Here is a 25,259-nt window from a genome sequence, read left to right as displayed (position 1 = left end):
CTGTACCTTGACGGTTTCGTAAAGTCTTGACTTTCCCTGCCGTTAAAGCCCTATGGGGTTAACACCGAGGGTGATGGCGATGTCGGCGGTAATGAACTGGTTCGGACGCACGCGGCTCAATACACGCGTGTGGATGGTGATGGCCGTGGTCGTGCTGGGCCTGGTGGCCCAGACGGTCATGTCGGGCGTCGAAAGCCGGCGGGTGCAGATGCACAGGCTGGAAGACACGCTCGCGCAACATGTGACAGCGGCCGCGGCCATTGCCGAGAGCTTCCGGGTGCGCGCCGAAAAAGGCGAGATGAGCGCGGACAAGGCCAGGGCCGAGGCGCTCCAGGACATCGAGGCGTTGCGCTGGGCCGACGGCTCGGGCTACGTCTTCGCCTTCGATTCGTCGCTGACGATGCGCATGCATCCGCTGCGCCATTCCGACGTCGGCAAGAACATCAGCAACGACCTCGACGGCAGGGGCTTCCATCACTACCAGGCCATGCTTGCCGCCGACGGCAAGGACGGCCACGGCATGACCCGCTACACGCAGATCATGCCCAAGACGAAAGAACTGCGTGACAAGATCAGCTATTCCACCTGGTACAAGCCGTGGGACCTGCACTTTGTCACCGGTGCGTACTTCGAGGACATCGACACCAACTTCAAGGTGCAGATGGAGAGTAATCTGCTGAAGTCGGGTGCCATTGCCCTGCTCGCGCTCTTCATCGTGTGGTTCTCCATGAGCAGCATCCGCGCGACCGTCGGTGGCGAACCGCGCGACGCGGTGGAAATCGCCGGCCGCATTGCCAGTGGCGACCTCCGCCTCGACGACTCGGCGGCTTATGCGCCGCAGAGCCTGCTAGGCGCGCTGGAGCGCATGCGCGGCACCCTTGCCTCCATCGTCACCGAGGTGCAGGAGGGCGCGCATGTGGTTTCCACGACGTCGAGCGAAATCGCCCGCGGCAACGACGACCTCTCCCATCGCACGCAGGAACAGGCGTCCAGCCTGGAAGAAACTGCCGCGTCGATGGAAGAAATGACCGCCACCGTTCGTCAGAATGCGGACAACGCGCTGGCCGCGGACAGACTGTCGCGCCACGCGCGCGGCGAGGCGGAGAAAGGCGGATCGGTAGTCGCGCAGGCGATGGGCGCCATGCAGCAGATAGGCGATTCGAGCCGGCGCATCGGCGACATCGTCGGCCTCATCGACGACATCGCCTTCCAGACCAACCTGTTGGCACTCAACGCGGCGGTGGAAGCGGCGCGGGCGGGCGAGCAGGGCCGCGGCTTCGCCGTGGTGGCCGCGGAAGTACGTCGTCTCGCACAGTCCAGTGCCGCGGCCTCGCGCGAAATCAAGGGACTCATCGCCGAGAGCAGCGAACGCGTCGAAGCGGGCACCGAGCTGGTGGAGCAGTCGTCGCTTGCGCTGCGCGACATCGTGGACAGCGTGAAGAAGGTGACCGACATCGTTGCGGAAATCGCCGCGGCGAGTGCCGAGCAGTCGTCCGGTGTCGATCAGGTGAACCTTGCGATCGCGCAGATCGACCAGGTGACCCAGGAGAACGCCGCGTTGGTGGAAGAGGCCGCCGCCGCCGCGAAGTCGATGCAGGACCAGGCGAAGTTGCTGCGCGAGCAGGTGGCGTTCTTCACCGTGGACGGCGAAGGCGAGGTTCCGGGATCGCGCCAGACCGCCGATCGCACCGCTCACGACCTGAAGTTCGGCCAGCAGACGGTGGCAAAGGCTGGTACGGATGCCTGGGCCGAATTTGCCTGAGAAGCAACGGTGCCCTGTGTGTGTAGGAGCACGCCTTGCGCGCTCCTACACTGTCAGCGGTGCTTTGGGTCCGGCAACAACGCCGCCAGCAAGCCGATGACGGGCAGGAACGCGCAGATCGAGTACACGGCCTCGATACCGATGTGATCGGCCAGTTCGCCGAGCACCGCGGCACCCAGGCCGCCCATGCCGAACGAGAAGCCGAAGAACAACCCGGAAATCATCCCGACCTTACCCGGCACCAGTTCCTGCGCGAACACCACGATCGCTGGGAACGCCGATGCCAGGATCAGTCCGATGACGATCACGAGGGGCGCCGTCCAGAACAGGTTCGCGTGCGGCAGCAGAAGCGTGAACGGCAACGCGCCAAGGATCGAGAACCAGATGACGTGTTTGCGCCCGAAGCGATCGCCCAGCGGGCCGCCGAGGATCGTGCCGACCGCTACCGCGCCTAGAAATGCGAACAGATAGTACTGCGCGCTCTCCACCGACACGCCGAAGCGATGGATCAGGTAGAAGGTGAAGTAGCTGGTCAGGCTGGCGAGATAGACGTACTTCGAGAAGATGAGCGCGAGCAGTACGGCGATGCCACGTCGTGCCTCGGTGGTGGCCGGCACCGCATCGTGGTGGGTGCCGCCGCCGGTCTTCAGGCGCGGCAGGCCGTGATGCCGGTACCACTGGCTGACCTTCCACAGCACCGCGCAGGAGAGCAGCGCCAGCAACGCAAAAAAGGCGAGGCTCGACTGGCCCCAGCGGACGACGACGAGCGCGGCGGCGAGCGGGCCGAGCGCCTGGCCGGCGTTGCCGCCCACCTGGAACAACGACTGCGCGAGCCCGTGCCGTCCGCCCGAAGCCATGCGCGCCACGCGCGAGGATTCAGGGTGGAACACCGACGAGCCCATGCCCAGCAGGGCCGCGCCGACCAGAAGGATCGGATAGGCATGCGCCTTCGAAAGCACCAGCAGGCCTGCCAGTGAGAACAGCGTGCCGGCAGGCAGCGCCAGCGGCGTCGGCCGCCGGTCGGCATAGAGGCCCACGAGCGGTTGCAGGATCGACGCCGTGAGCTGATAGGTGAGGGTGATGAGGCCGATCTGGCCGAAGTCGAGCTGGAAATCCGTTTTCAATCCCGGATAGATCGCCGGGAGCAGCGACTGCATCATGTCGTTGAGGAGGTGGGAGAAGCTGATCGCGAAGATCACGCCGAAAACGGTCGTGTCCGCGCGACGGCCGTCCAGCGCCGCGTCGACGGGGGCTTGCATGGGGGTGTCCTGAGGGGCTTGGGGAAGCAATATGAGAACACGAGGCGCGCCGCGGGGCCACTGCCGTAGGGGGCGTTCCTACGCAGTCTGCGGGTTCTCGTGACAATTCGCCCGAATGATGCGTTCCACGATCTCCGCCGGTGGTAGCCCGATATCCACCCGAAGCGCTTCGTCTTCCGAGGGCTCCTCCAGCGTTGCCAGCTGGCTGTCGAGCAGCGTCGGATCGAAGAAATGCCCCGCGCGCCGATCGAGCCGCCCGGCCAGTAGTTCGCGCGAGCCGCGCAGGTAGACGAAGCGCACGTCGTCGTGCCCGGAGCGCAGGAAATTGCGATAGCGCTGCTTGAGGGCGGAGCAGGCCAGCACCAGCGACTCCCCAGCCTCGCGGTGCCTGTCCATCTCGACCACGATGGCTTCCAGCCAGGGCCCGCGATCGGTGTCGTCCAGCGCCACCCCACGGGCCATCTTTTCGAGGTTGGCTGGCGGGTGCAGGTTGTCGCCATCCACGAAGGGCTGGCCGAGCCTCGTGGCGAGCACCTCGCCGATGCTGCTCTTGCCGCTGCCGGACACGCCCATGACGATGGTGATCATGCGACCGAGCTTGCCGTGGCGCAGGCCACGGAACCGTGAACGGTATCGTTTACCATCGGTGCTTACCTCCTATTCGAAACGCGACGTACCCATGGAAACGATCGACCTGCGGAGCGACACCGTCACCCGGCCTACCGAGGCCATGCGCGAAGCGATGCTCCGCGCGCCCGTCGGCGACGACGTGTATGGCGAGGATCCCACGGTCAACGCCCTGCAGGAGCGCCTCGCCGCCGACCTCGGCTTCGCTGCGGCGCTGTTCGTGCCCACTGGCACGCAGAGCAACCTGCTGGCGCTCATGAGCCATTGCGAGCGCGGCGACGAATACATCGTGGGCGCGGACGCGCATACGTATCGCTTCGAAGGAGGTGGCGCCGCGGTGCTGGGTTCCATCCAGCCGCAGCCGATCACCCAGGATGCCGACGGCACGCTGCCGCTGGACAAGGTAGAGGCATCGATCAAACCGGTGGATCCGCATTTCGCCCGCACGCGCCTGCTCGCGCTGGAGAACACGTGGCATGGTCGCCCCCTGCCGTTCGAGTACCAGAGGAAGGCGCGCGAACTCGCATCCCGGCGAGGCCTCGGGTTTCATCTTGACGGTGCCCGCCTCTACAACGCCGCGGTCGCGTACGGTTGTCCGGCACGCGATGTGGCTGCGCTGTTCGACAGCGTGTCGGTGTGCCTGTCGAAGGGGCTGGGGGCCCCGGTCGGCTCCGTGTTGCTGGGCGATGTCGCGCTGATCGAGCGTGCGCGGCGCTGGCGCAAGGTCGCCGGTGGCGGCTGGCGTCAGGCCGGCATGCTTGCCGCCGCGGCAATGCATGCGCTGGATCATCACGTGGAGCGGCTGGCCGACGACCACGCGCGGGCCGCTCGTCTGGCGGAAGGCCTGCGCAAGGTCGAGGGACTCGAGGTAAAGGGCTGCCACACGAACATGGTCTTCGTGGACGTGCCGGCAGCGCGCCTGAAAGATCTTGCCGCGCACATGACGGCGCACGCCGTGAAGCTCAGCATCGGTTACCTGCCGTCGATCCGCATGGTGACCCACCTGGACGTGGACGATGCGGCGATCGACCGGACGATCGCCGCCTTCGCATCGTTTGCCTATTGCGCGTAAACCCGGTAACCGACGCGAAAACATGTCGCGCGCAGGGCGCGCTCCTACGGGCGCGGCGCCATCAGCTTGCGTTGCAGTGAGTAGAGGATCGCAGCATCCGTCGTGTCGAGGGTGTCGCCCTCCATCGCCCGGTAGTGGCGATGGAACGCGGCGATGGCCGCGCGCGGGTTGGACACGTCATAACCGACGAGGCGCATGGCCGCCAGGCTGTCGAAGCCCGGCGGGGCCGGAATCAGCACGGTATCCGGCCAGAGGCCGAAGCCATAGCTGGCCAGCGTGGCCCACGGGAACAGCGCGCTGGGGTCGTTCTTGCGCCCCGGCGCGATGTCGCCATGCCCTACCACCGCCTCGCGCGGGATGCCCAGGCGTGAGGTGAGGTCCGCGAGCAGCTTCACCAGGGACTGGATCTGCGGCTGGGTGAAAGGCGATTCGCCGTCGTTATCGATCTCGATGCCGATGGACGACGAATTGAGGTCACTCATGCCTGCCCAGCTGGAAGCGCCGGCGTGCCATGCGCGATCGGCGTCGTCCACCAGTTGGTCGATGCGACCATCGGCTTCAACGAGATAATGGGCGCTAACCTGTCCTTCGCTGTTGCGCGTGCTCAGCACGCGAAGCGACTCCTTCGCATCGCCGATGGAGGTGTGGTGCAACACGATGATCTGGGCCTTCCGCGCGTTGTAGTTCGGCGAAGGCGCCCAGTGGGCGAGCGGGCTGCGCTGCGGCGGGACGCGCGGTGTGGTGGCGCAGCCCGCAAGTGCGGCCAGCGCCACCACGATGGCCATGACGCCAAGGCGGCGCACGATGGCGACGAGCGGCTTCACTCGACGCGGAAGTCGCTGCTGGTGATGACCCAGGCGATTTCGTCCCCGGCATCGCCGGCGTCGTCGCGCGATGCCACCACGATCTGCAGGTCGACACAGTCGTGGCCTTCGGAAAGCCACTCGGTTTTTTCCAGCGCCATGCCGCCGCGCTTCAGCGCGAGACGAAGCGATTCGAGATCGGTGGCCAAGAGCTCGACGCCTTCATGGACGAGGTGCCCCCCGAGGACCTCTATGTCGCAGAGCTTGTCGTCGAGGAAGCGAAGTCGCAGCCATTCGGCCCCGTTGCGGTCGGCGTACTCGTCTTCGTCGTCCCAGATGGAATCGCCGCCACGCGGCTCCTGGTAGTCGAGTGCCTGGCGCAGCTTCGTGCGCGGCATGCCGAAGAAGATTTCAGTAGCGTCGCGACGAATGCCTCGACCGGGGACCAGCTCGCATTGTTCCATGGCGTACCTCGTCAGATGGCGCGGGAGACCCGCCCATGAAGCATGAGGGTTGAAGGATGCGACGGAACAGCCGGTTCCGTCCACGTGGATTCAGGGTTTATGGTCACGGCCGAGGTAGTCCTCGCTCTGCATTTCGATGAGACGCGATTCGGTGCGGCCGAACTCCGCACGGACCTTCTTGCCGTCGTACAACTCGGTGATCGGCGCAGCCGCCGACAATACCAGTTTCACGTGGCGGTCGTAGAACTCGTCGACGAGGAGGACGAACCGCTTCGCCTCGTTCTCGGTAAAGACGGTGAACTGGGGCACGTTCGAGATGACTACCATCGGGTATGCCTTCGCCAGCTCGATGTAATCGGCGACGGCGCGCGGGCCCTCGCACAGCGAGGCGAAGTCGAACCACAGGATGTTGTCCGCGCGCTTGCGCACGGGCACGTTGCGGCCCTGCAGGTGGATCGTGCCGTCCTCGACGATCGTGCCCTGGGCTTGTCCCGCGAAGATTCGGGCGAGCGAGCGCTCCGCTTCCGCGCCGGGCGGTACGAGGTAGACCGGCGCCTGGCTCAGGGCGCGCAGGCGCCAGTCCCGCGGCGAAACCATTTCGTGGACGACGCAGTGCCTTTCGATGGCGGCAATGGCCGGCAGGAAGCGCGCCCGCTGCAGACCATCCTTGTACAGGCCCGCCGGTGCCGTGTTCGACGTGGTCACGAGGCTGACGCCGCGCGCGAACAGGCCGTCGAGCAGGCCGGCGAGGATCATGGCGTCGCCGATGTCGGACACGAGGAATTCGTCCAGGCACAGCACGCGGCATTTCGCGGCGAGACGCTCGGCCACTTCGTCGAGTGGATTCTGCCGGTCGCCGAGCTCGCGCAGCGTCGCGTGCACTTCCAGCATGAAGCGATGGAAATGCCGGCGCAGGGCAAGGCCAGGCGACAGGCTTGAGACGAACAGGTCCATGAGAAACGTCTTGCCGCGGCCGACGCTGCCCCAGAGGTAAAGTCCCGGCACGGCCTTGCGCGGCTCATTGCCCATCATGTCGCGCAGACGGCCGAACAGGCCGCCCTTGCCCGGCTCCGGGACGCACAACGCGGTGTGCAGGCGGTCGAACTCCGCGATCACCGGCAACTGGGCAGGATCGGATTCCCAGCGGTGACCCGAGATGCCGTCCCGGTAACGTTCTCCGGGGGTCGCTTCTGCGCAAGTCATACGTGGCGCGGTTCCGGTAGCCAGTCCTTCACGGCGTTCTTGATGACGCCACGCAGGTCCATGAGGCGGCGGTGAAAGAAGTGACTGGTTTCTTCCATCTTCACCAGGTGGGGGCGGCCCCCCTCGGGAAGGCTTTCCACCCAGTCGTAGACCGCCTGGGGGTCCACGATTTCATCGGCATCGCCCATCACGACGAGCCAGTGGCACGAGGGCAGTTCCACCTGCGAGAAATCCCAGCCACGACCGGCGGCGGGAGGCGCGATGCTCACCAGCGCACTGGCCCCGAGCTTCACCGCGTTACGCAAGGCAACGTAGCTGCCGAAGGAGAACCCCGCTAGCCACAGCGCGGCGCCCGGCCGCACCTTTCGCACCCATGCGACCACGGCCGCGAGATCGTCGCTCTCGCCGTGGCCGCTGTCGAAGGCGCCTTCAGAGCGGCCGACACTGCGGAAATTGAAGATGACGGTGTCCAGCCCCGACTCGCGCAACGAGCGGTCGACCATGGTCACCACCTTGTTATGCATGCTGCCGCCGTCGGTGGACAGCGGATGGCAGACCACGGCGACGCCGTTGCGGGCGATATCGGCGGATGCGGGCCTGGCCTCGCATTCCAGCTTGCCCGCGGGGCCGGCGAGCGCGAAGCTCATGTTCTCGGCCGGAAACTGTTCCGGCGCTGCAGGTAGAAGATCGCTCATGTCCGCCATGATACCCGCTGGCCGCCTCCCTCGCGGCGAGGCCACGCGATGAACGTATTGGCACACGCCCTCCTGGCAGGGAACGACACGGCGCTTCGCCTTGGCGGCGCGATGGGCGATTTCGTCCATGGCACGCCCGATGCGTCGCTACCACGGCGGGTCCGCGACGGCATCTACCTCCACCGCGCCATCGATACCTTCACGGACAGTCACCCGGAGGTGCGCGAGGCCCGCGAGCGCATGGTCGCGCCGTTCCGGCGCTACGCGGGCATCCTGCTCGATGTCTGGTTCGATCATTTGCTGGCCCGCGACTTTGCCGCATGGAGCGAAACGCCACTCCAGGCATTCTCCACCGGCCTGCGTGCGGAACTGCATGCCGCCGATGCCATCCTGCCCGACGGGCTGAGGCGCTTCCTCGCTTATATGGACCGCCACGACCTGCCCGCGGGATATGCCAGGATCGAGCGCGTGTCCGGCGCCTTCGCCGGCCTGTCGCAGCGATTGTCCCGTGCCAATCCCGTGGCCGATGGGGTGCCCGTGCTTCAGGCGCAGGCTGCCAGCCTCGAAAGAACTTTCGCCGCGTTCTTTCCCGACCTGCGTGCGTACGCGAAAGAGTGGATCGCCCGGCATCCCTAACGCGTATCGCCGTCGCGACGTGAGGGAGGGTGAAGCGCCTGGAACGAATAAGCCGCGATCTCTCGCGGCTTATTCGGGTACGGACCGGCGCCCCTTACTTCACCTGGTCGGTCATCCACTTCACCGTGTTGGTGACCTGCTCGTCGGTGAGGGAAGGATTACCTCCCCTGGCCGGCATGTGGTTGCCGTCCGGGCCGGTATAGCCCTCGATGGCATGCTTGGTGAGGGTGGCGAAGCCTTCCGCGATGCGCGAGGCCCAGGCGCCCTTGTCGCCGAGCTTCGGCGCACCCGCCACGCCAGCCGTGTGGCAGCTGTGGCAGAGGTTGTCGTAAATGGTCTTGCCGTCGGTGCTGCCGCCATACGCGACCTGCGCGGCGGCGGCCTTGGCCGCGGCTTCCTGTGCGGCCAGCATCGAGGCGCGGCCCGTGTCGCCGGCATAGACGCCGCCGACGGGAGCGATCCGGGCCTCGGTGCGCTTGGCAACCGCCGGATCCTGCTCCTTCGGAATGTTGCTGTAGATGATATAGGCGAGGACCATCAGGATGAGGGCCAGGACACTGAGCCCTGCGGTCAGCCATGAGAACTGACGCATGAAGTTCTGGTCGGACTTGCTCGGAGAACCGCTCACGCATTGACTCCACTGATTTTGGGTGTGCCGTCCCCCTCCCCGGGATCCGGCGTGCCTGCCGGCCGCATTGCGGCGTCGAACCGGGGGAGTATAGCGGAACCTCCGCGCGAGTCAGCGGCCCGGCTTCCGATTGTCGCTGGGGAAGCCCTCGGGGCACATGTCGTCAGTCATGCCATACCCCTGTCAACCGGCATTGTTCAACTTCGTTCCCGTACACCTATATTGGCGCCGTCTATCATTAACCTTTTGGGGGTATAAACCCCTGTGGCGCATGGCGCATCGGACGGAACTGTGAGGCCGTCCGGCTATTCATCCTTGGGAGTGTTGCATGTCGCGTTTTTGGAAGATCGCGCTGGCGGTCATCGTGGTTGTGGTGATAGCGGGCATTTTCGTCGTCCCCCGCATGGGCCACCACGCAGGCGCCGCCAATGCGCAGGGCAAGCCCGATGGCGAGGGCCAGGGTGAACAGCCGCCGGTGCCTGTCACCGTGGTGGCCGTCGCGTCCCAGGACGTGCCCGTGTATCTCGTCGCCACCGGCACCGCCCAGGCGCGCAATTCCGTGGTCGTGCGTCCGCAGGTCGGGGGGCAGCTCATGAAGTTGAACTTCCAGGAAGGGCAGGAAGTGAAAGCCGGCGACGTGATCGCCGAAATCGACCCGCGCACCATCCAGTCGCAGTACGACCAGGCTGTGGCGAAGCTGCGCCAGGACCAGGCTTTGGCGGCCACCGCCCAGAACAACCTGGAGCGTTCGCAGAACCTGGTCAGCAAGGGCGGCCAGCAGTACGTGTCCAAGCAGGACCTCGACAATCTCAAGAACACACTCGACCAGGCCAAGGCCACCGTGGTCGCGGACCAGGCGTCCATCCGCGCCTCGCAGGTGCAACTGGGCTTCACCAAGGTCGTCGCTCCGATCGACGGTCTCGCCGGCATCCGCGCCGTGGACGTGGGCAACATCGTCGCCACCTCCGACTCGATCGTGACCCTCACCGAGGTCCATCCGATCTACGTGTCGTTCAACCTGCCGGAAAAGAACCTCGACCTCGTCCGCAGCGCGATGCGCCTGGACGCGGCCACGCCGCTGGAAGTCGACGCGCTTGACCGCGTGGACGCCCATGTCATGGCCACGGGCAAGCTCGACGTCATCGACAACGCGATCGACACCACCACGGGCACGTTCCGCCTGCGCGCGCTGTTCGACAACCAGAAGACCGAGCTTTGGCCGGGCCAGTTCGTGAATGCGCGCGTGCGCGTCCGCACGGTGAAGGGCGGTCTCGTGGTGCCGGCGCAGGCGGTGCAGCGTGGCCCCGAAGGCGACTATGTCTACCTCGTGCAGGGCGACAACACGGTCAAGATGCAGGCGGTGGAAACCGCCAGCGAAGTGGGCGACAGCCACGTGTTGCTCAGCAAGGGCGTGAAGCTGGGCGAGAAGGTGGTTACCGAAGGCCAGTTCCGCCTGAAGCCGGGCTCGAAGGTGCAGCCGCTCGCGCCGGGCCAGGTGCCCGCCGCGCCGACCGCGGACGAGTTGCAGAAGGCGACCGCCAAGAAGGGACAGGGCCGCCAGGGCGGACGTCGCTGATAGCGCGCGGCGCGCCCACGACGGGCGCGCCGACCATGGACCGCAAGGTCCCGACACCAGGATTACAACGTGGGTTTCTCGACACTCTTCATCCGCCGGCCGATCGCCACGTCACTGCTCATGGTGGCGGTGTTGCTGCTCGGTATCCTCGGCTATCGCCAGCTGCCGGTGTCGGCGCTGCCGGAGATCGACGCGCCGAGCCTGGTCGTCACCACGCAGTACCCCGGTGCCAGCGCCACCACGATGGCGGCGCTGATCACCACGCCGCTGGAACGCAATTTCGGCCAGATCTCCGGCCTCAACATGATGAGCTCGGACTCGTCGGCGGGCCTGTCGACAATCATCCTGCAGTTCAACATGGACCGCGACATCGACATCGCGGCGCAGGACGTGCAGGCCGCGATCAACCAGGCGCGCGGCACGCTGCCCAATAATCTGCCGTATCCGCCGGTATACAACCGCGTGAACCCGGCCGATGCGCCGATCATGACGCTGATGCTCACGTCGGACTCCCGTCCATTGCGCGACGTCAACAACTACGCCGATTCCATCCTGGCGCAGAAGCTCTCGCAGGTGCAGGGCGTGGGCCTGGTGTCCATCGCCGGCAACGTGCGTCCGGCCGTGCGCATCCAGGTGAACCCGGCACAGCTGGCCAACCTCGGCCTGACCATGGAGGACGTGCGCAGCTCGCTCACCCAGGCCAACGTCAATGCGCCCAAGGGCACGCTGAACGGCAAGACCCAGTCCTACAGCATCGGCACGAACGACCAGCTCGTCGACGCCGCGGAGTACAAGGGCACCATCATCAGCTACAAGAACGGTGCGCCCGTGCGCCTGTCCGACGTGGCGAACGTGGTCGACGGCGTGGAGAACGACCAGCTCGCCGCATGGGCCAACGGCAAGCCCGCCGTGCTGCTCGACATCCGCCGCCAGCCCGGCGCGAACATCGTGCAGACGGTGCAGCAGATCCGCCAGACCATCCCCGACCTGCAGAAGGTGCTGCCGGCGGACGTGCACCTGAAGGTGTTCTCCGACCGCACCATCACCATCCGCGCGTCCGTGGAAGACGTGCAGTTCACCCTCATCCTCACGATCTGCCTCGTGGTGGCGGTGATCTTCGTCTTCCTGCGCCGCCTGTGGGCCACGGTGATTCCGTCGGTGGCCGTGCCGCTGTCGCTGATGGGCACCTTCGGCGTCATGGCCTTCGCAGGCATGTCGCTGGATAACCTCTCGCTGATGGCGCTGGCGGTCGCGACCGGTTTCGTGGTCGACGACGCGATCGTGATGATCGAGAACATCGTCCGCTACATCGAGCAGGGCCAGGACGCGAAAACCGCCGCCGAGGTCGGTGCGAAGGAAATCGGCTTCACGGTGCTGTCGCTGACCGTCTCGCTGATCGCGGTGTTCCTCCCGCTTCTGCTGATGCCGGGCGTCACCGGGCGCCTGTTCCACGAGTTCGCCTGGGTGCTGACGATCGCCGTGGCAATCTCGATGCTGGTCTCGCTGACGCTCACGCCGATGATGTGCGCGTACCTGCTCAAGGCGGACCAGCTGCCGGATGCCGACGACGCCCACGAGCATGCGGCCGCGGCCGGCAAGCACACCACCTGGTCGCGCATCGTCGAAGGTTACGGCCGTAGCCTGGACTGGGTGCTCGACCATCGCGAGCTGACCATGATCGTCGCGGCGCTTTCCGTCGCGCTCACCGTGGTGCTGTACATCGTGATCCCGAAGGGCCTGCTGCCCGAGCAGGACACGGGCCTCGTCACCGCCGTGGTGCAGGCCGACCAGAACGTGGCCTTCCCGCAGATGGAGCAGCGCACGAAGGCCGTGGCCGATGCGCTGGCGAAGGATCCCGCCGTGGCGGGCGTGGCCGCGTTCATCGGCGCCGGCTCGGTCAATCCCACGCTCAACCAAGGCCAGATTTCGCTGGTATTGAAGGATCGTGGCGACCGCGACGGCCTCGACGAGGTGCTGCCCCGCCTGCAGCGTTCCGTGTCGCAGGTGGCCGGCGTGGCCTTGTACCTGAAGCCCGTGCAGGATGTGACGCTGGACAGCCAGGTGTCGGCCACCGAGTACCAGTACTCGATGTCCGACGTGAATTCGAGCGAGCTGGCCGGTTACGCGCAGCAGATGACCTCCGCGCTGCGCAAGCGGCCCGAACTGGCCGACGTGGACAACAACCTCGCGGACAAGGGCAATGCGCTGAAGCTCACCATCGACCGCGACAGCGCCAGCCGCATGGGCGTGCCGGTGCAGACGATCGACGACACGCTTTACGACGCGTACGGGCAGCGCCAGATCTCCACGATCTTCACCCAGCTCAACCAGTACCGCGTGGTGCTCGAGGTGTCGCCGGAATACCGCAACAGCACGGACCTGCTGAACAAGCTCACCGTGCGCGGCAACGGCAATGGTGCGCTCACCGGTTCCAACGCCACCAGCTTCGGCCAGCTCGCCTCGAGCAACTCCGCCACGCCGGCAGGCATCGGCAACACCGGCAACGTCGGCTTCCAGGTCGGTGGTGGCGGCACGATCCCGCTCGCGGCGCTGGCCAGCGCGCAAGTCACCAGCGCGCCGCTGGTGGTGAGCCACCAGCAGCAGCTGCCGTCAGTGACGATCTCGTTCAATCTCGCGCCGGGCTATTCGCTGTCCAGCGCGGTGGATGCCATCCACGACGTGGAGCAGCAGCTGAATTTCCCGGCGCAGGTGCGCGGCCAGTTCATCGGCAAGGCAGCGGAGTTCTCGTCGTCGGTGGGCGACGAAGTGTTGCTTCTCCTCGCCTCGATCATCGTCATCTACATCGTGCTGGGCGTGCTGTATGAGAGCTACATCCATCCGCTGACGATCATCTCCACGCTTCCGCCGGCGGGCGTGGGTGCGCTGCTGGCGCTGCTCCTCTGCGGCATGAGCCTGTCCGTGGACGGCATCGTGGGCATCGTGCTGCTGATCGGTATCGTGAAGAAGAACGCGATCATGATGATCGACTTCGCCATCGAGGCGAAGCGCACCGGCATGAACGCCACCGAGGCCATTCGCCGCGCCTGCCTCCTGCGTTTCCGCCCGATCATGATGACCACGGCGGCGGCGCTGCTCGGTGCCCTGCCGCTGGCACTGGGCAACGGCATCGGTTCGGAACTGCGCAGGCCCCTGGGTGTGTCGATCGTGGGCGGCCTGCTGCTCTCGCAGCTGGTCACGCTCTACACCACGCCGGTGATTTACCTGTACATGGAACGGTTCTCCGACTGGCTGGCCGAGCGCAAGCGACGACGGGCCCTGGCGCACGGCACCGCACCCCAAGTCGCGGGCTGATGACGCCCAGCCCGCGGACCACCGAAGCCACCCGATTTCGCCGGACGGTTCGCCGCCCGGCGAAACCTCTACCGGGAGGCGCAAAAAGCCCGATGCCCCGAACCTCCACGCCCCACACAAGCTTGCCCGCGCAATGAATATCTCCGGCCCGTTCATCCGTCGCCCCATCGGTACCTCCCTGCTGGCGATCGGCATCTTCGCGGTCGGCATCATCTGCTACGCCCTGCTCGGCGTGGCCGCGCTGCCGAACATCCAGTTCCCCGCCATCTTCGTCCAGGCATCGCAGTCGGGCGCCGACGCAAGCACGATGGCCTCGACGGTGGCCGCCCCGCTGGAACGCCACCTTGGCCAGGTGCCGGGCGTGGAAACGATGCGCTCGAACAGTTCCGAGGGCAGCACTTTCGTGCTGCTGTTCTTCCAGAACGGGGTCAATATCGATGCCGCGGCGCGCGATGTGCAGGCGGCGATCAACGCGGCACAGCCCGACCTTCCCACGGGCCTGCTGAACCAGCCTTCGTACACGAAGGCCAATCCGAACGACGATCCGATCATCGTGCTGGCGCTGACCTCGGACACGGTGGCGCCCACCGACCTCTACAACGTGGCCGATTCCGTGCTGGCCCAGCGCCTGCGCCAGCAGGAAGGCATCTCCACGGTCGACATCGCAGGCAGCGCCACGCCGGCCATCCGCGTGGACGTGAACCTGCGCGCGTTGAACTCGATGGGTCTTTCGCCGGACCAGTTGCGCAACGCGCTCACTGCGGCAAACGTCACCTCGCCGCAGGGCTTCCTCAGCGACGGCCACACGACGATGGCGGTGACGGCGACGGACTCGCTGCACAAAGCCGATGAATTCGCGAAGCTGATCATCGGCGTGAAAGACGGCGTGCCGATCCGCCTCTCCGACATCGCCAAGGTCTACGATGGCCAGCAGGACGCGTACCAGGCGGCCTGGTTCAACGGCAAGCCCGGCATCCTGATGTACGTCTACAAGAAGGCGGACGCTAACGTCATCGAGACGGTGGACCGGGTGAAGGCGCTGATGCCGCAGATGCAGACCTGGCTGCCCGGCGGCGTGCAACTGCATTCGTTCTTCGACGGCACGCCGACCATCCGCGCGTCGCTGCACGAGGTGCAGGCCACGCTGCTGATCAGCCTCGCCATGGTCATCATGACGATGGCGCTGTTCCTGCGCCGGCTCGCGCCCACCCTGATCGCGGGTTGCGCCGTGCCGCTCTCGCTGGCCGGCGCGTTCATCGCGATGTATGCCTTCGGCTATACGCTCAACAACCTCACGCTGCTGGCGCTGGTGATCGCCATCGGATTCGTGGTCGACGATGCCATCGTGGTGATCGAGAACGTGATCCGCCACATGGACGAAGGTATTCCCCGTTTCGAGGCGGCCCTGCTCGGTGCGCGCGAGATCGGGTTCACCATCGTCTCGATCACCGGCTCGCTCATCGCCGTGTTCATTCCGCTGCTGCTGGCGCCCGGCGTCATCGGCATGTTCTTCAAGGAATTCACCGTCACCCTGGTGTCGGCCATCGTCGTCTCGGCGTTGGTCTCGCTGACGCTCACACCTTCGCTGTGCGCGCATTTCCTCACCGCGCACAAGGACGACAAGCCTGAATCGAGGTTGGGTCGCGCGCTGGAGCGCGGGCACGAGCGCCTGCTTGGCGCGTATCGCAGGGCGCTGGACTGGACGCTGCGCCATGCGCTGCTCATGGCGCTGACGCCGTTGATCCTGGTGGGCGTCACGATCGTCCTCGCCGGCATGGTGAAGGGCGGCTTCTTCCCGCCGCAGGACACGGGCCTCATCGGTGCCCGCGCGACGTCGAGTTCCACCGTATCGTTCGGCGAAATGAAGACGCGCCAGGCCCGGATCACCGAGATGCTCCTGGAAGATCCGGACGTGAAGGCGGTGGGTTCCCGCCTGGGTACCAGCCGTACCGGCTCCAGTGGCTTCTTCAACATCGAACTGAAAACGATGGCGGAAGGCCGTAAGGACACCACCTTCGTCGTGCTCGACCGGCTTTCCGCCAAGGCGAACAAGTATCCCGACCTCAACCTGCGCCTGCGCCCCATCCAGGACCTGCCCACGGGCGGTGGCGGCGGCAGTTCCCAGGGTGGCCAGTATTCGGTGTCGCTGAAGGGCGACGACGTCGCCGAACTGCAGCTGTGGATACCGAAGCTGGTCGACGCCTTGAAGAAAAACCCGATGCTGAAGGACGTCGGCAGCGACATCGACGCGGCGGGGCTTCGCCAGAACATGATCATCGACCGCGACACGGCCTCGCGCCTCGGCGTGTCGATCGGCGATATCGACGGGGCGCTCTATAACGCCTTCGGACAGCGCGCCGTATCCACCATCTATTCGGACATCAACCAGTACCGCGTCATCGTCAACGCCTTGCCGCAGATGGCCGCCACGCCGGAAGCGCTCAACCAGATCTACGTGCGCGCGAAATCGGGCGCGATGGTGCCCATCTCCGCGGTGACCCGGCAGGAACCCGGCCTCGCGCCCACCCAGATCGTGCACCAGGACCAGTACACGAGCATGAGCGTGAGCTTCAACCTCGCCCCGAACGTGAGCATGGGCGAGGCCATCGAGATCATCCAGAAGACAGTGGAGGGCATGCGCATGCCCGGCGACATCCGTCTGGATACCGGCAGCAGCTTCGGCCGCTTCCAGCAGGCACAGAGCAACATGCCGCTGCTGATCCTCGCCGCGATCATCGTCGTCTACCTGCTGATGGGGATGCTCTACGAGAGCCTCATCCATCCGGTGACCATCATCTCGACCCTGCCGGCCGCGGGCGTGGGTGCGCTGGCCGCGCTCGTCATCACCGATACCGAACTCTCGGTGGTGGCGATGATCGCGCTGGTGCTGCTCATCGGCATCGTGAAGAAGAACGCGATCATGATGATCGACTTCGCCCTGGTGGCCCAGCGCGACCATGCGCTGACCTACAAGGAAGCGATCCGCGAGGCCTGCCTGGTGCGCTTCCGCCCGATCATGATGACCACCATGGTGGCGATCCTCGCGGCTACACCGCTGGCGATCGGCCTGGGCGAAGGCGCGGAACTGCGCCGCCCACTGGGCATCGCGATGATCGGCGGCCTGGTGATCTCACAAAGCCTGACCCTGCTGTCCACCCCGGCCCTGTACGTGATCTTCGCCTGCCTGTCCGAGCGCTGGAAGGCGCGCAAGGCGCGGCGGAAGGAGCGCCGCCAAGCCCTGGCCAGGGCGTCGTAACCGGGTCGCTTCCCCCCCCGGCGCCCGTCGGGCCACAATGTGCAGGTTTCCCATAAGGCTCGCCGAATCATGTCCAGCTCGCCCAAGATCATCTACACGCTCACCGACGAAGCGCCGTTCCTCGCCACCGCCTCTTTCCTGCCGATCGTCGAGGCCTTCGCCGGCACCGCGGGCGTGGCCGTGGAAACGCGCGATATCTCGCTGGCCGGCCGTATCCTGGCGCAGTTCCCCGACCGCCTCACCGACGCGCAGAAGATTGGCGACCACCTGGCCGAACTGGGCGAACTGGCCACCACGCCGGATGCTAACATCATCAAGCTGCCGAACATCAGCGCTTCCGTACCGCAGATGAAGGCCGCCATTCGCGAGCTGCAGGCGCAGGGCTACAAGTTGCCCGACTACGTGGACTCGCCGTCCACCGATGAAGAGAAGGACACCAACGCCCGCTACGGCAAGGCCATGGGCAGCGCGGTGAATCCGGTGCTGCGCGAAGGTAACTCCGACCGCCGTGCGCCGCTTTCGGTGAAGAACTACGCCCGCAAGCATCCGCACCGCATGGGCAAGTGGTCGCCGGATTCGAAGTCGCACGTCGCGCACATGGACGGCGGCGATTTCTACGGTAGCGAGAAATCCTCCACGATGGACAAGGCCGGCAGCCTGCGCATCGAGTTCGTCGGCAAGGACGGCAGCACGAAGGTGCTGAAGGAAAAAATTGCGGTGAAGGCCGGCGAGATTGTCGACGCTGCCGTGATGAGCCGCAAGGCGCTGGCCGCCTTCATCGACGCCCAGATCGCCGACGCGAAGGCGAAAGGCGTGCTGTTCTCGCTGCACCTGAAGGCCACCATGATGAAGGTCTCCGACCCGATCATGTTCGGTATCGCGGTGCGCGAGTTCTACAAGGACGTGCTGGCGAAGCATGCCGACGCACTGAAGCAGGTGGGCTTCGACGCCAACAACGGCATCGGCGACCTGTACGCCCGCCTGGACAAACTCGACGCAGGCAAGCGTGCCGCGATCGAAGCCGACCTGACGGCCGAATACGCGCAGCGTCCGGCGCTGGCGATGGTGAACTCCGACAAGGGCATCACTAACCTGCATGTGCCCAGCGACGTCATCATCGACGCCTCCATGCCCGCGATGATCCGCGACTCCGGCGGCATGTGGAACGCCGGGGGCACGCTGCAGGACGTCAAGGCCGTGATTCCCGATCGTTCGTACGCCGGCGTGTACCAGGCGGTGATCGAGGATTGCATCGCACACGGTGCGTTCGATCCGGCCACCATGGGCAGCGTGCCGAACGTGGGCCTGATGGCACAGAAGGCCGAGGAATACGGATCGCACGACAAGACCTTCCAGATGGCCGCCGACGGCAGCGTTCGTGTCGTGGCAGACGATGGCTCGCTCGTATTCGACCACGCGGTGGAGCAGGGCGACATCTGGCGCATGTGCCAGACCAGGGACGCACCGATCCAGGACTGGGTGAAGCTGGCCGTGCAGCGCGCGCGTCTTTCGTCCACGCCGGCCGTGTTCTGGCTCGACACGCGCCGCGCGCACGACGCGCAGGTGATCGCCAAGGTCGAACGCTACCTCAAGGACCACGACACCAGCGGTCTCGACATTCGCATCCTCTCGCCGGTCGAGGCCACGACGTTCTCCCTCGAGCGTATCCGCAAGGGCGAAGACACCATCTCGGTCACCGGCAACGTGCTGCGCGACTACCTCACCGACCTCTTCCCGATCATGGAACTGGGCACGTCCGCGAAGATGCTTTCCGTCGTGCCGCTGATGGCCGGCGGCGGCCTGTTCGAAACCGGGGCTGGCGGTTCGGCGCCGAAGCACGTGCAGCAATTCGTGGAAGAGGGCTACCTGCGCTGGGATTCGCTTGGCGAGTTCCTGGCGCTGGCCGCGTCGCTGGAACACCTTGCCGAACGCTACGACAACCGTCACGCCCGCGTACTGGCGAAGACCCTGGACCAGGCGAACGGTCGCTTCCTCGACAGCAACAGGTCGCCGGCGCGCAAGGTCGGCGAGATCGACAACCGCGGCAGCCACTTCTACCTCGCCCTGTACTGGGCCGAGGCGCTAGCCTCTCAGGACGACGATGCCGAGCTGAAGGCGAAGTTCGCCGGCGTGGCGAAGACGTTGGAAGACAACGAGGCGAAAATCTCCGCGGAGCTCATTGACGCGCAGGGCAAGCCGGTGGACATCGGCGGCTACTACCACCCGGATATGGCCCGCGTCAGCGCAGCCATGCGCCCGAGCGCCACGCTCAACACCGCTATCGACGCGCTGCGCACCTAACGCTGACCATCACGGCCAGGGCCGCCCTACCTTCGGGTAGGAGCGCGCCCTGCGCGCGACGGCTTTTAGCGAAGAGCAGCAGTTCGTGTTGCGCATGGTTCCAAAGGCGTCGCGCGCAGGGCGCGCTCCTACGAACCGCTGGCGGTATGCAGCGTCGCCAGTTCGTCGGTCGTCAACACCAGCGACGCCGACTTCGCGATGTCGTCCAGCTGCTCCACCGATGTCGCGCTGACGATCGCCGCCGCGATGGCGGGCTGCGCCATCACCCAGGCCAGTGCCACCTGCGCCGGTGTGGCGCCGTGTGCGCCCGCCACATTATCGAGTGCGTCCAGAACGCGGGATCCGCGTTCGCCGAAATACGATCTCACCTTTCCACCGCGCACTTTGCTCTTGCCAAGATCGGCTTCGCCACGGTACTTGCCGCTGAGGAAGCCGCTGGCGAGCGAGTAATAGCTGATGACGCCGACCTGCTCGTTCACGCAGAGTGGTTGCAGGCCTTCTTCGAAGCCCTGGCGGTCCATGAGGTTGTACTCGGGCTGCATGGACTCGTAACGCGCCAGTCCTTTCGCGGCACTGGTGTCGAGCGCGTCCTTCAGGCGCGTGGCGGCGTAGTTCGACGCGCCGACGACGCGCACCTTGCCAGCCGCCACAAGGTCGTCGAACGCGCGTAACGTTTCCTCGAGGGGCACCTTGGGATCGTCCTCATGGGACTGGTAGAGGTCGATCCGATCCGTGCGCAAGCGGCGCAACGAATCTTCCGCGGCTTCGCGGATATTGGTCGGCGACAATCCCGGGTAGCGCGCCCACTTGCCCACCTTCGTGGCGATCACGACCTTGTCGCGCTTACCGCTGCGCGCCAGCCAGTTGCCAATGATGGTTTCCGACTCACCACCTTCGTTACCGGGCACCCAGGCCTCGTAGACGTCCGCAGTGTCGATGAGGTTGAAACCGTGGTCCACGAAAGCATCGAGGAGGTCGAACGAGCGTGCCTCGTCGACGCTCCATCCGAACACGTTGCCCCCGAGGGCGAGCGGAGCCACCTGCAGGGGCGAACGGCCGAGTTGGCGAAGCTTCATGCGTCATCTCCATGGGGCAGAAGCCCAATGATGACGCAGGTCAGGTACAGGCGGTGTGTCGGTCAGCAGGTGGCGCAGGCCTGGGGGACCGGCACCCGGCCCGGCGACGGATCCGGGCAGCGTTTTGCCGGGGCTTCGGTCCGGCGTGCGCCCGCGCCGCGGTCTTGCTCATCACGACCCAGGCGCAACACGAGATCGCGATCGACGATATGGCCGTGCATGAAAGCTAGCCCGGTGAAAATCGATGCCATGACAACCTCCGAGGGACGAGCCGCAATGACTTGCGACTACAGGGGAAGTAAAGGGTGCCCGTTCCGTGGACCGCCAAAAAGCGATATCTTTGCAACCCGGTCTTGAGGATTTTTCACATGTCCCGGTTGCCGCTCGGTCTGCTTCAGGGGTTCGTCCTGGTCGCCCGGACGGGCAAGCTCTCGCGCGCCGCTGAACAGCTGAACCTCACCGTCAGCGCGTTGAGCCACCAGATCCGCAACCTGGAGGAACGCCTCGGTCGTTCCCTGTTCGATCGCGGCCCGCGCGGCGTGACGCTGACCGCCGAGGGCGCCAACCTCCTCGAAGCCATCGGCCACCATTACGAGGGCATCGAGCATGCGCTCCGCCGATACGAAGGGCGGCACCAGGACGCAGTGACGGTGAGCGTGCTGCCATCAGTGGCTTCGAGCTGGCTCGTGCCGCGCCTGCCGCGTCTGGTGGGCAAGCATCCGGAACTGGAACTCAGCCTGCATTCGTCCGTCTCCGTGATCGACTTCGATCGCGAGCCCACCGTCGACGTGGCTTTCCGCTATGGCCTCGGCTCCTGGCCGCGCACGAAGGCGGAGCGTCTGTTCGACGAGTACATCGTGCCCATCGCCAGCCCGTCGCTGGTCCGCCGCATGGGTGGCCTGCCGGGTACTTCGCTCGCCGGCTGGCCCCTGCTGGGCGATCCCTCGGGCCGCTGGAACGATTGGGCGGAGGCGTTCGGCATGCCCTTGCCCTCGCGATACGTCGCGCGCTTCGACAACACCGAGCACCTTCAACGCGCGGTACTGGAAGGCATGGGCGTGGCCCTCGGCCGTCTGGTCATGGCGCGCTCGCTGATCGAGTGCGGCGCGCTCACCGTATTGTGTGAAGAGCGCCTGCGCGTCACCGAGGCGTATTACCTCGTTTACCCCAAGCGTTCCGAAGCGCACAGCGGCGTCGCCCGCTTCCGCGAATGGCTGCTGGCCGAGGCCAAGGAATATGAGGAAGGCCTCGGCGACGGCACCCGCCTCGGCGCGTGGCGATACCTTCCCTGACCGGCTGGCTGCTTTCGTCAAGAATGCCCTTGACCCCGTTTCGCTGCGGCGCGACAATTCCCCGGCTACCACGCGGTGTCTCGCGTGGCGGCATCCTCTTTCGCTTATCCAGGCATATGGACGTCTACCCTAGTCGACGCGCCGGCTCCCGCAAGCATCGGGTCCCGGCGCTGGCAAAATTCATCGCCCGCGGCGACCGCACCCGGTCGGCCGGCGCTTTCCTCCGCTAGGGAAAGTCCGGCTCTCCTCGTCCGGAAGCCGTGAGCTTCCGTTATTCGAGGATTGAGCCATGAACCTCCAGCTCGAAAAGACCGGTCCGCGCATGTTCGGCCGCCGTCTCGCTTTCGCACTCGCCCGTCGCCGCGCCACCGGACCCGTGCCGGCCAAGCGCACGATCACGGTACCGCGCTCGCTCGATGCCCCCGAAAGCCAGGCGAAACCGGCGGACGGCAAACTTCCGCGGCCATGAACAGCGACATAGACCCTAACGACACCGCACGTCGGCTCCCCGCCGGCGCGACCGCCTTCGGCTGACGCTGACGCTCGCTCGCGCCCGCCGGACCGCGCGTCCGGAAGGCAGCGAGCCATGAAGATCCACACCTCGCAGGCGGGCGTATCCGCCAAGAGCAACACCAACGCTATCGCCGCGCCGGACGCCTACCGTCCGGCGGACGAACTGCTGCGCGCGCTCGATGCACGCGCTGACGGCCTCGACGAAACGGCTATTTCGGAGCGGCTGGACCGCGACGGCATCAACGAAGTCGGCCACGAGAAGCCGCCGCACTGGTCGGTGCAACTGCTGCACGCCTTCCGCAGCCCGTTCATCATCGTGCTGCTGGTGCTCGCCGCGGTGCAGCTGTTCACCGAGCCCGACGACTACACCGGGCCGATCATCATCGCCGCGATGGTGGGCGTCAGCGTGGTGCTTTCGTTCACTCAGGAATTCCGCTCCTCTCGTGCGGCCGAGGCGTTGAAGGCGATGGTCCGCAACACGGCCACGGTGACCCGTCGCGCCGCCGATGGCCACGCTGAGCGTATCGAGGTGCCGGTGGAGGAACTGGTCGCCGGCGATATCGTGCACCTGGGCGCCGGCGACATGGTGCCGGCCGACCTGCGCCTGCTCGCCGCGAAGGACCTGTTCATCAGCCAGGCCATCCTTACCGGCGAATCGATCCCGGTGGAAAAGGCGGCCCCGAACGGCACGACGGCGGCCGACGGGTCGGCGGGTCCGCTCGACCTGCCAACGGTCTGCTACATGGGCACCAACGTGGTCTCCGGCACGGCCACCGCGGTAGTGCTCGCCACCGGGCCGCGCACCTACCTCGGCTCGCTGGCCCGCACCCTCTCCGGAGAGCGCGTGCAGACCAGCTTCGACCGCGGCATTTCCTCGGTGAGCTGGCTGCTGATCCGCTTCATGGCGGTGATGGTGCCCATCGTCTTCGTGATCAACGGCATCGACAAGCACGACTGGCTGGAAGCCTTCATGTTCGGCTTGTCCGTGGCCGTCGGCCTCACGCCGGAAATGCTGCCGCTGATCGTCACCGCGAACCTCGGCAAGGGCGCCATCGCCATGTCGAAGCGCAAGGTGGTGGTGAAGCGCCTGAACGCCATCCAGAACTTCGGTGCGATGGACGTGCTGTGCACGGACAAGACCGGCACGCTCACGCTGGACAAGATCGTGCTGGAGCGCCACGTCGACCTTGCCGGCGACGACTCCGACGAGGCGCTGGAGTACGGCTATCTCAACAGCCGCTTCCAGACTGGCCTGCGCAACCTCATGGACAAGGCGGTGCTGGCGCACCGCGACCTCGAGCCGGCCGCGGGACGCTTCCGCATCGTCGACGAGATCCCGTTCGACTTCCAGCGCCGGCGCATGTCGGTGGTGGTGACGGACGGGCAGGGCGAGCAGGTGCTGGTGTGCAAGGGAGCCGTGGAAGAGATGCTGGCGATCTGCACGCAGGCACGCACCGGCGACGTGGTCGAGACCATGACCGAAGAGAAGCGGCTCGCCATCCGCGCCATGACCCATCGTCTCAACGAAGACGGCCTGCGCGTGCTGATCGTCGCGATCCGCCGCGATCCGTCCAGCGACCGCGCCTATGGCGTCGCCGACGAATCCGGCCTCACCGCCGTCGGCTGCATGGCCTTTCTCGACCCACCGAAGGATTCGGCGGCCACGGCCATTCGCGCGCTGCATCATCACGGCGTGGCGGTGAAGGTCATCACGGGCGACAACGAGGCGGTGACGCGGAAGATCTGCGCCGAGGTGGGCCTCGACGTGGAAGCCTCGGCACAAGGCCGCGACATCGAGCAGCTCGACGACGTGGCCCTGGACGCCATGGTCGGCCGGACCACGGTGTTCGCGAAGATGTCGCCGGTGCAGAAGGCGCGCGTGGTGAAGTCGCTGCAGCGGCTGGGCCACACCGTGGGCTTCCTCGGCGACGGCATCAACGACGCGCCGGCGCTGCGCGATGCCGACGTGGGTATTTCGGTCGACACCGCCACGGATATCGCCAAGGAGTCGGCGGACATCATCCTGCTGGAAAAGAACCTGATGGTGCTGGAGGAGGGTGTCGTCGAAGGACGCGTCACCTTCGGCAACATCATGAAGTACATCAAGATGACCGCCAGCTCGAACTTCGGCAACGTGTTCAGCGTGCTGGTGGCGAGTGCATTCCTGCCGTTCCTGCCAATGCTTCCCCTGCAGATCCTCGTGCAGAACCTGCTGTACGACCTGTCGCAGCTGTCGATCCCCTTCGACCGCATGGACGAGGAATACCTGCGCCAGCCACGTCAGTGGGACGCCGGCGACATCGGCCGTTTCATGCTGTGGATCGGCCCGGTGAGCTCGGTGTTCGACATCACCATGTTCTGGCTGATGTGGCACACCTTCGGCGCGAACGACGTGGCGCACCAGTCGCTGTTCCAGTCGGGCTGGTTCATCGAGGGCCTGCTGTCGCAGACCCTGGTGGTGCACATGATCCGTACGCGGCGCGTCCCGTTCCTGCGCAGCGTGGCCTCGGCGCCGGTGCTCGCGCTCACGGGCGCGATCATGGTCGTGGGTATGCTCATTCCGTATTCGGGGCTTGGCGCGCGCATCGGCATGCAGCCGCTGCCGGGCATCTATTTTGCCTGGCTGGCGCTGACGCTGGTGAGCTATTGCGTGCTGACGCAGGTGGTGAAGACAATCTATATCCGGCGGTACGGGCGTTGGCTATGAGTGGCATACAGGCGCGCTCCTACTTCGGGCGATGTGAGGTCACCACGCGAACGCATGGGCAGTAAAGGGCATACCGG

Annotated in this window: 19 protein-coding genes; 10 read left to right on the top strand and 9 right to left on the bottom strand. The window is 65.9% G+C overall.

Translation table 11 applies throughout. The features are described from left to right. Positions 1-79 precede the first annotated feature (79 nt). On the top strand, positions 80-1,762 hold the full coding sequence (locus tag VGM71_RS09135) for a methyl-accepting chemotaxis protein (RefSeq protein WP_331544252.1): 1,683 nt from the start codon (positions 80-82) through the stop codon (positions 1,760-1,762). Between the two features lie 53 nt (positions 1,763-1,815). Here the strand turns inward: VGM71_RS09135 and VGM71_RS09130 are convergent, their stop codons facing one another. Beyond that, entirely contained in the window at positions 1,816-3,021 is a 1,206-nt protein-coding gene (locus VGM71_RS09130; protein WP_331544250.1) for an MFS transporter, read from the bottom strand. 78 nt (positions 3,022-3,099) lie between these two features. Beyond that, positions 3,100-3,609, bottom strand: a complete 510-nt coding sequence (locus tag VGM71_RS09125) for a gluconokinase (protein WP_331544248.1) — start codon at positions 3,607-3,609, stop codon at positions 3,100-3,102. Positions 3,610-3,700: 91 nt separating this feature from the next. Between VGM71_RS09125 and ltaE the strand changes: the two genes are divergently transcribed. Further along, on the top strand, positions 3,701-4,720 hold the full coding sequence (ltaE, locus tag VGM71_RS09120) for a low-specificity L-threonine aldolase (protein ID WP_331544270.1): 1,020 nt from the start codon (positions 3,701-3,703) through the stop codon (positions 4,718-4,720). Positions 4,721-4,764: 44 nt separating this feature from the next. Here the strand turns inward: ltaE and VGM71_RS09115 are convergent, their stop codons facing one another. The 4 genes from VGM71_RS09115 to VGM71_RS09100 form a co-directional block, all read right to left on the bottom strand. After that, positions 4,765-5,544 carry an N-acetylmuramoyl-L-alanine amidase gene (locus VGM71_RS09115; RefSeq protein ID WP_331544246.1) on the bottom strand — a complete coding sequence of 260 codons (780 nt, stop codon included), beginning with the start codon at positions 5,542-5,544 and terminating at the stop codon, positions 4,765-4,767. Then, positions 5,541-5,987, bottom strand: coding sequence for a hypothetical protein (locus VGM71_RS09110; RefSeq protein WP_331544244.1), 447 nt, complete (start codon positions 5,985-5,987; stop codon positions 5,541-5,543). Before VGM71_RS09110 ends, VGM71_RS09115 begins: the two co-directional genes overlap by 4 nt. Positions 5,988-6,077: 90 nt before the next feature. Beyond that, positions 6,078-7,190: a cell division protein ZapE gene (gene zapE, locus VGM71_RS09105; protein WP_331544242.1), complete on the bottom strand. Its 1,113-nt coding sequence runs from the start codon at positions 7,188-7,190 to the stop codon at positions 6,078-6,080. Then, on the bottom strand, positions 7,187-7,885 hold the full coding sequence (locus VGM71_RS09100; RefSeq protein WP_331544240.1) for an alpha/beta hydrolase: 699 nt from the start codon (positions 7,883-7,885) through the stop codon (positions 7,187-7,189). The genes zapE and VGM71_RS09100 overlap by 4 nt, the downstream gene beginning before the upstream one ends. A 48-nt stretch (positions 7,886-7,933) precedes the next feature. On the opposite strand from VGM71_RS09100, the gene VGM71_RS09095 reads away from it, so the two are divergent. Further along, the gene (locus VGM71_RS09095; protein WP_331544238.1) at positions 7,934-8,521 is read left to right on the top strand and encodes an ACP phosphodiesterase; all 588 of its coding nucleotides are present in this window, start codon (positions 7,934-7,936) and stop codon (positions 8,519-8,521) included. A 94-nt stretch (positions 8,522-8,615) separates the two neighbouring features. Here the strand turns inward: VGM71_RS09095 and VGM71_RS09090 are convergent, their stop codons facing one another. Further along, positions 8,616-9,113 carry a c-type cytochrome gene (locus tag VGM71_RS09090; RefSeq protein WP_331544267.1) on the bottom strand — a complete coding sequence of 166 codons (498 nt, stop codon included), beginning with the start codon at positions 9,111-9,113 and terminating at the stop codon, positions 8,616-8,618. A gap of 364 nt (positions 9,114-9,477) precedes the next feature. On the opposite strand from VGM71_RS09090, the gene VGM71_RS09085 reads away from it, so the two are divergent. From VGM71_RS09085 to VGM71_RS09070, 4 genes are all read left to right on the top strand, one after another. Beyond that, complete coding sequence (locus VGM71_RS09085; RefSeq protein WP_331544235.1) at positions 9,478-10,725, top strand: efflux RND transporter periplasmic adaptor subunit; 1,248 nt, start codon at positions 9,478-9,480, stop codon at positions 10,723-10,725. Positions 10,726-10,794: 69 nt separating this feature from the next. After that, positions 10,795-14,037 carry an efflux RND transporter permease subunit gene (locus VGM71_RS09080; RefSeq protein WP_331544232.1) on the top strand — a complete coding sequence of 1,081 codons (3,243 nt, stop codon included), beginning with the start codon at positions 10,795-10,797 and terminating at the stop codon, positions 14,035-14,037. 133 nt (positions 14,038-14,170) lie between these two features. Continuing rightward, a complete protein-coding gene (locus VGM71_RS09075; protein WP_331544230.1) occupies positions 14,171-17,293 on the top strand; it encodes an efflux RND transporter permease subunit in 3,123 nt (1,040 codons plus the stop codon). 69 nt (positions 17,294-17,362) lie between these two features. Beyond that, complete coding sequence (locus tag VGM71_RS09070; RefSeq protein ID WP_331544228.1) at positions 17,363-19,594, top strand: NADP-dependent isocitrate dehydrogenase; 2,232 nt, start codon at positions 17,363-17,365, stop codon at positions 19,592-19,594. 128 nt (positions 19,595-19,722) lie between these two features. Here VGM71_RS09070 and VGM71_RS09065 read toward each other — a convergent pair whose 3' ends face one another. Both VGM71_RS09065 and VGM71_RS09060 read right to left on the bottom strand, forming a co-directional pair. Then, the gene (locus tag VGM71_RS09065; protein WP_331544225.1) at positions 19,723-20,670 is read right to left on the bottom strand and encodes an aldo/keto reductase; all 948 of its coding nucleotides are present in this window, start codon (positions 20,668-20,670) and stop codon (positions 19,723-19,725) included. A gap of 62 nt (positions 20,671-20,732) precedes the next feature. Further along, positions 20,733-20,921: a hypothetical protein gene (locus VGM71_RS09060; protein ID WP_331544223.1), complete on the bottom strand. Its 189-nt coding sequence runs from the start codon at positions 20,919-20,921 to the stop codon at positions 20,733-20,735. Between the two features lie 117 nt (positions 20,922-21,038). On the opposite strand from VGM71_RS09060, the gene VGM71_RS09055 reads away from it, so the two are divergent. The 3 genes from VGM71_RS09055 to mgtA all read left to right on the top strand — a co-directional run bounded on the left by VGM71_RS09055 (position 21,039) and on the right by mgtA (position 25,182). Beyond that, the gene (locus tag VGM71_RS09055; protein ID WP_331544221.1) at positions 21,039-21,962 is read left to right on the top strand and encodes a LysR substrate-binding domain-containing protein; all 924 of its coding nucleotides are present in this window, start codon (positions 21,039-21,041) and stop codon (positions 21,960-21,962) included. A gap of 289 nt (positions 21,963-22,251) precedes the next feature. Further along, complete coding sequence (locus VGM71_RS09050) at positions 22,252-22,431, top strand: hypothetical protein (RefSeq protein WP_331544219.1); 180 nt, start codon at positions 22,252-22,254, stop codon at positions 22,429-22,431. Between the two features lie 117 nt (positions 22,432-22,548). Next, positions 22,549-25,182, top strand: a complete 2,634-nt coding sequence (gene mgtA, locus VGM71_RS09045) for a magnesium-translocating P-type ATPase (RefSeq protein WP_331544217.1) — start codon at positions 22,549-22,551, stop codon at positions 25,180-25,182. Positions 25,183-25,259: the final 77 nt, after the last annotated feature.

The sequence above is a fragment of the Luteibacter sp. genome, from assembly GCF_036499525.1.
In the GTDB taxonomy this organism is placed as follows: Bacteria; Pseudomonadota; Gammaproteobacteria; order Xanthomonadales; family Rhodanobacteraceae; genus Luteibacter.
Note: the sequence above shows the minus strand (reverse complement) of the source record. Positions and strands in the feature narration are given on the sequence as shown.

Coding starts and splice junctions, on each gene's coding strand:
- VGM71_RS09090 (WP_331544267.1), bottom strand. CDS start 9,113: ATGCGTCAGTTCTCATGGCTGACCGCAGGGCTCAGTGTCCTGGCCCTC.
- VGM71_RS09125 (WP_331544248.1), bottom strand. CDS start 3,609: ATGATCACCATCGTCATGGGCGTGTCCGGCAGCGGCAAGAGCAGCATC.
- VGM71_RS09060 (WP_331544223.1), bottom strand. CDS start 20,921: ATGGCATCGATTTTCACCGGGCTAGCTTTCATGCACGGCCATATCGTC.
- VGM71_RS09070 (WP_331544228.1), top strand. CDS start 17,363: ATGTCCAGCTCGCCCAAGATCATCTACACGCTCACCGACGAAGCGCCG.
- VGM71_RS09075 (WP_331544230.1), top strand. CDS start 14,171: ATGAATATCTCCGGCCCGTTCATCCGTCGCCCCATCGGTACCTCCCTG.
- VGM71_RS09110 (WP_331544244.1), bottom strand. CDS start 5,987: ATGGAACAATGCGAGCTGGTCCCCGGTCGAGGCATTCGTCGCGACGCT.
- VGM71_RS09135 (WP_331544252.1), top strand. CDS start 80: ATGTCGGCGGTAATGAACTGGTTCGGACGCACGCGGCTCAATACACGC.
- zapE (WP_331544242.1), bottom strand. CDS start 7,190: ATGACTTGCGCAGAAGCGACCCCCGGAGAACGTTACCGGGACGGCATC.
- ltaE (WP_331544270.1), top strand. CDS start 3,701: ATGGAAACGATCGACCTGCGGAGCGACACCGTCACCCGGCCTACCGAG.
- VGM71_RS09130 (WP_331544250.1), bottom strand. CDS start 3,021: ATGCAAGCCCCCGTCGACGCGGCGCTGGACGGCCGTCGCGCGGACACG.
- VGM71_RS09050 (WP_331544219.1), top strand. CDS start 22,252: ATGAACCTCCAGCTCGAAAAGACCGGTCCGCGCATGTTCGGCCGCCGT.
- mgtA (WP_331544217.1), top strand. CDS start 22,549: ATGAAGATCCACACCTCGCAGGCGGGCGTATCCGCCAAGAGCAACACC.
- VGM71_RS09065 (WP_331544225.1), bottom strand. CDS start 20,670: ATGAAGCTTCGCCAACTCGGCCGTTCGCCCCTGCAGGTGGCTCCGCTC.
- VGM71_RS09095 (WP_331544238.1), top strand. CDS start 7,934: ATGAACGTATTGGCACACGCCCTCCTGGCAGGGAACGACACGGCGCTT.
- VGM71_RS09055 (WP_331544221.1), top strand. CDS start 21,039: ATGTCCCGGTTGCCGCTCGGTCTGCTTCAGGGGTTCGTCCTGGTCGCC.
- VGM71_RS09100 (WP_331544240.1), bottom strand. CDS start 7,885: ATGAGCGATCTTCTACCTGCAGCGCCGGAACAGTTTCCGGCCGAGAAC.
- VGM71_RS09085 (WP_331544235.1), top strand. CDS start 9,478: ATGTCGCGTTTTTGGAAGATCGCGCTGGCGGTCATCGTGGTTGTGGTG.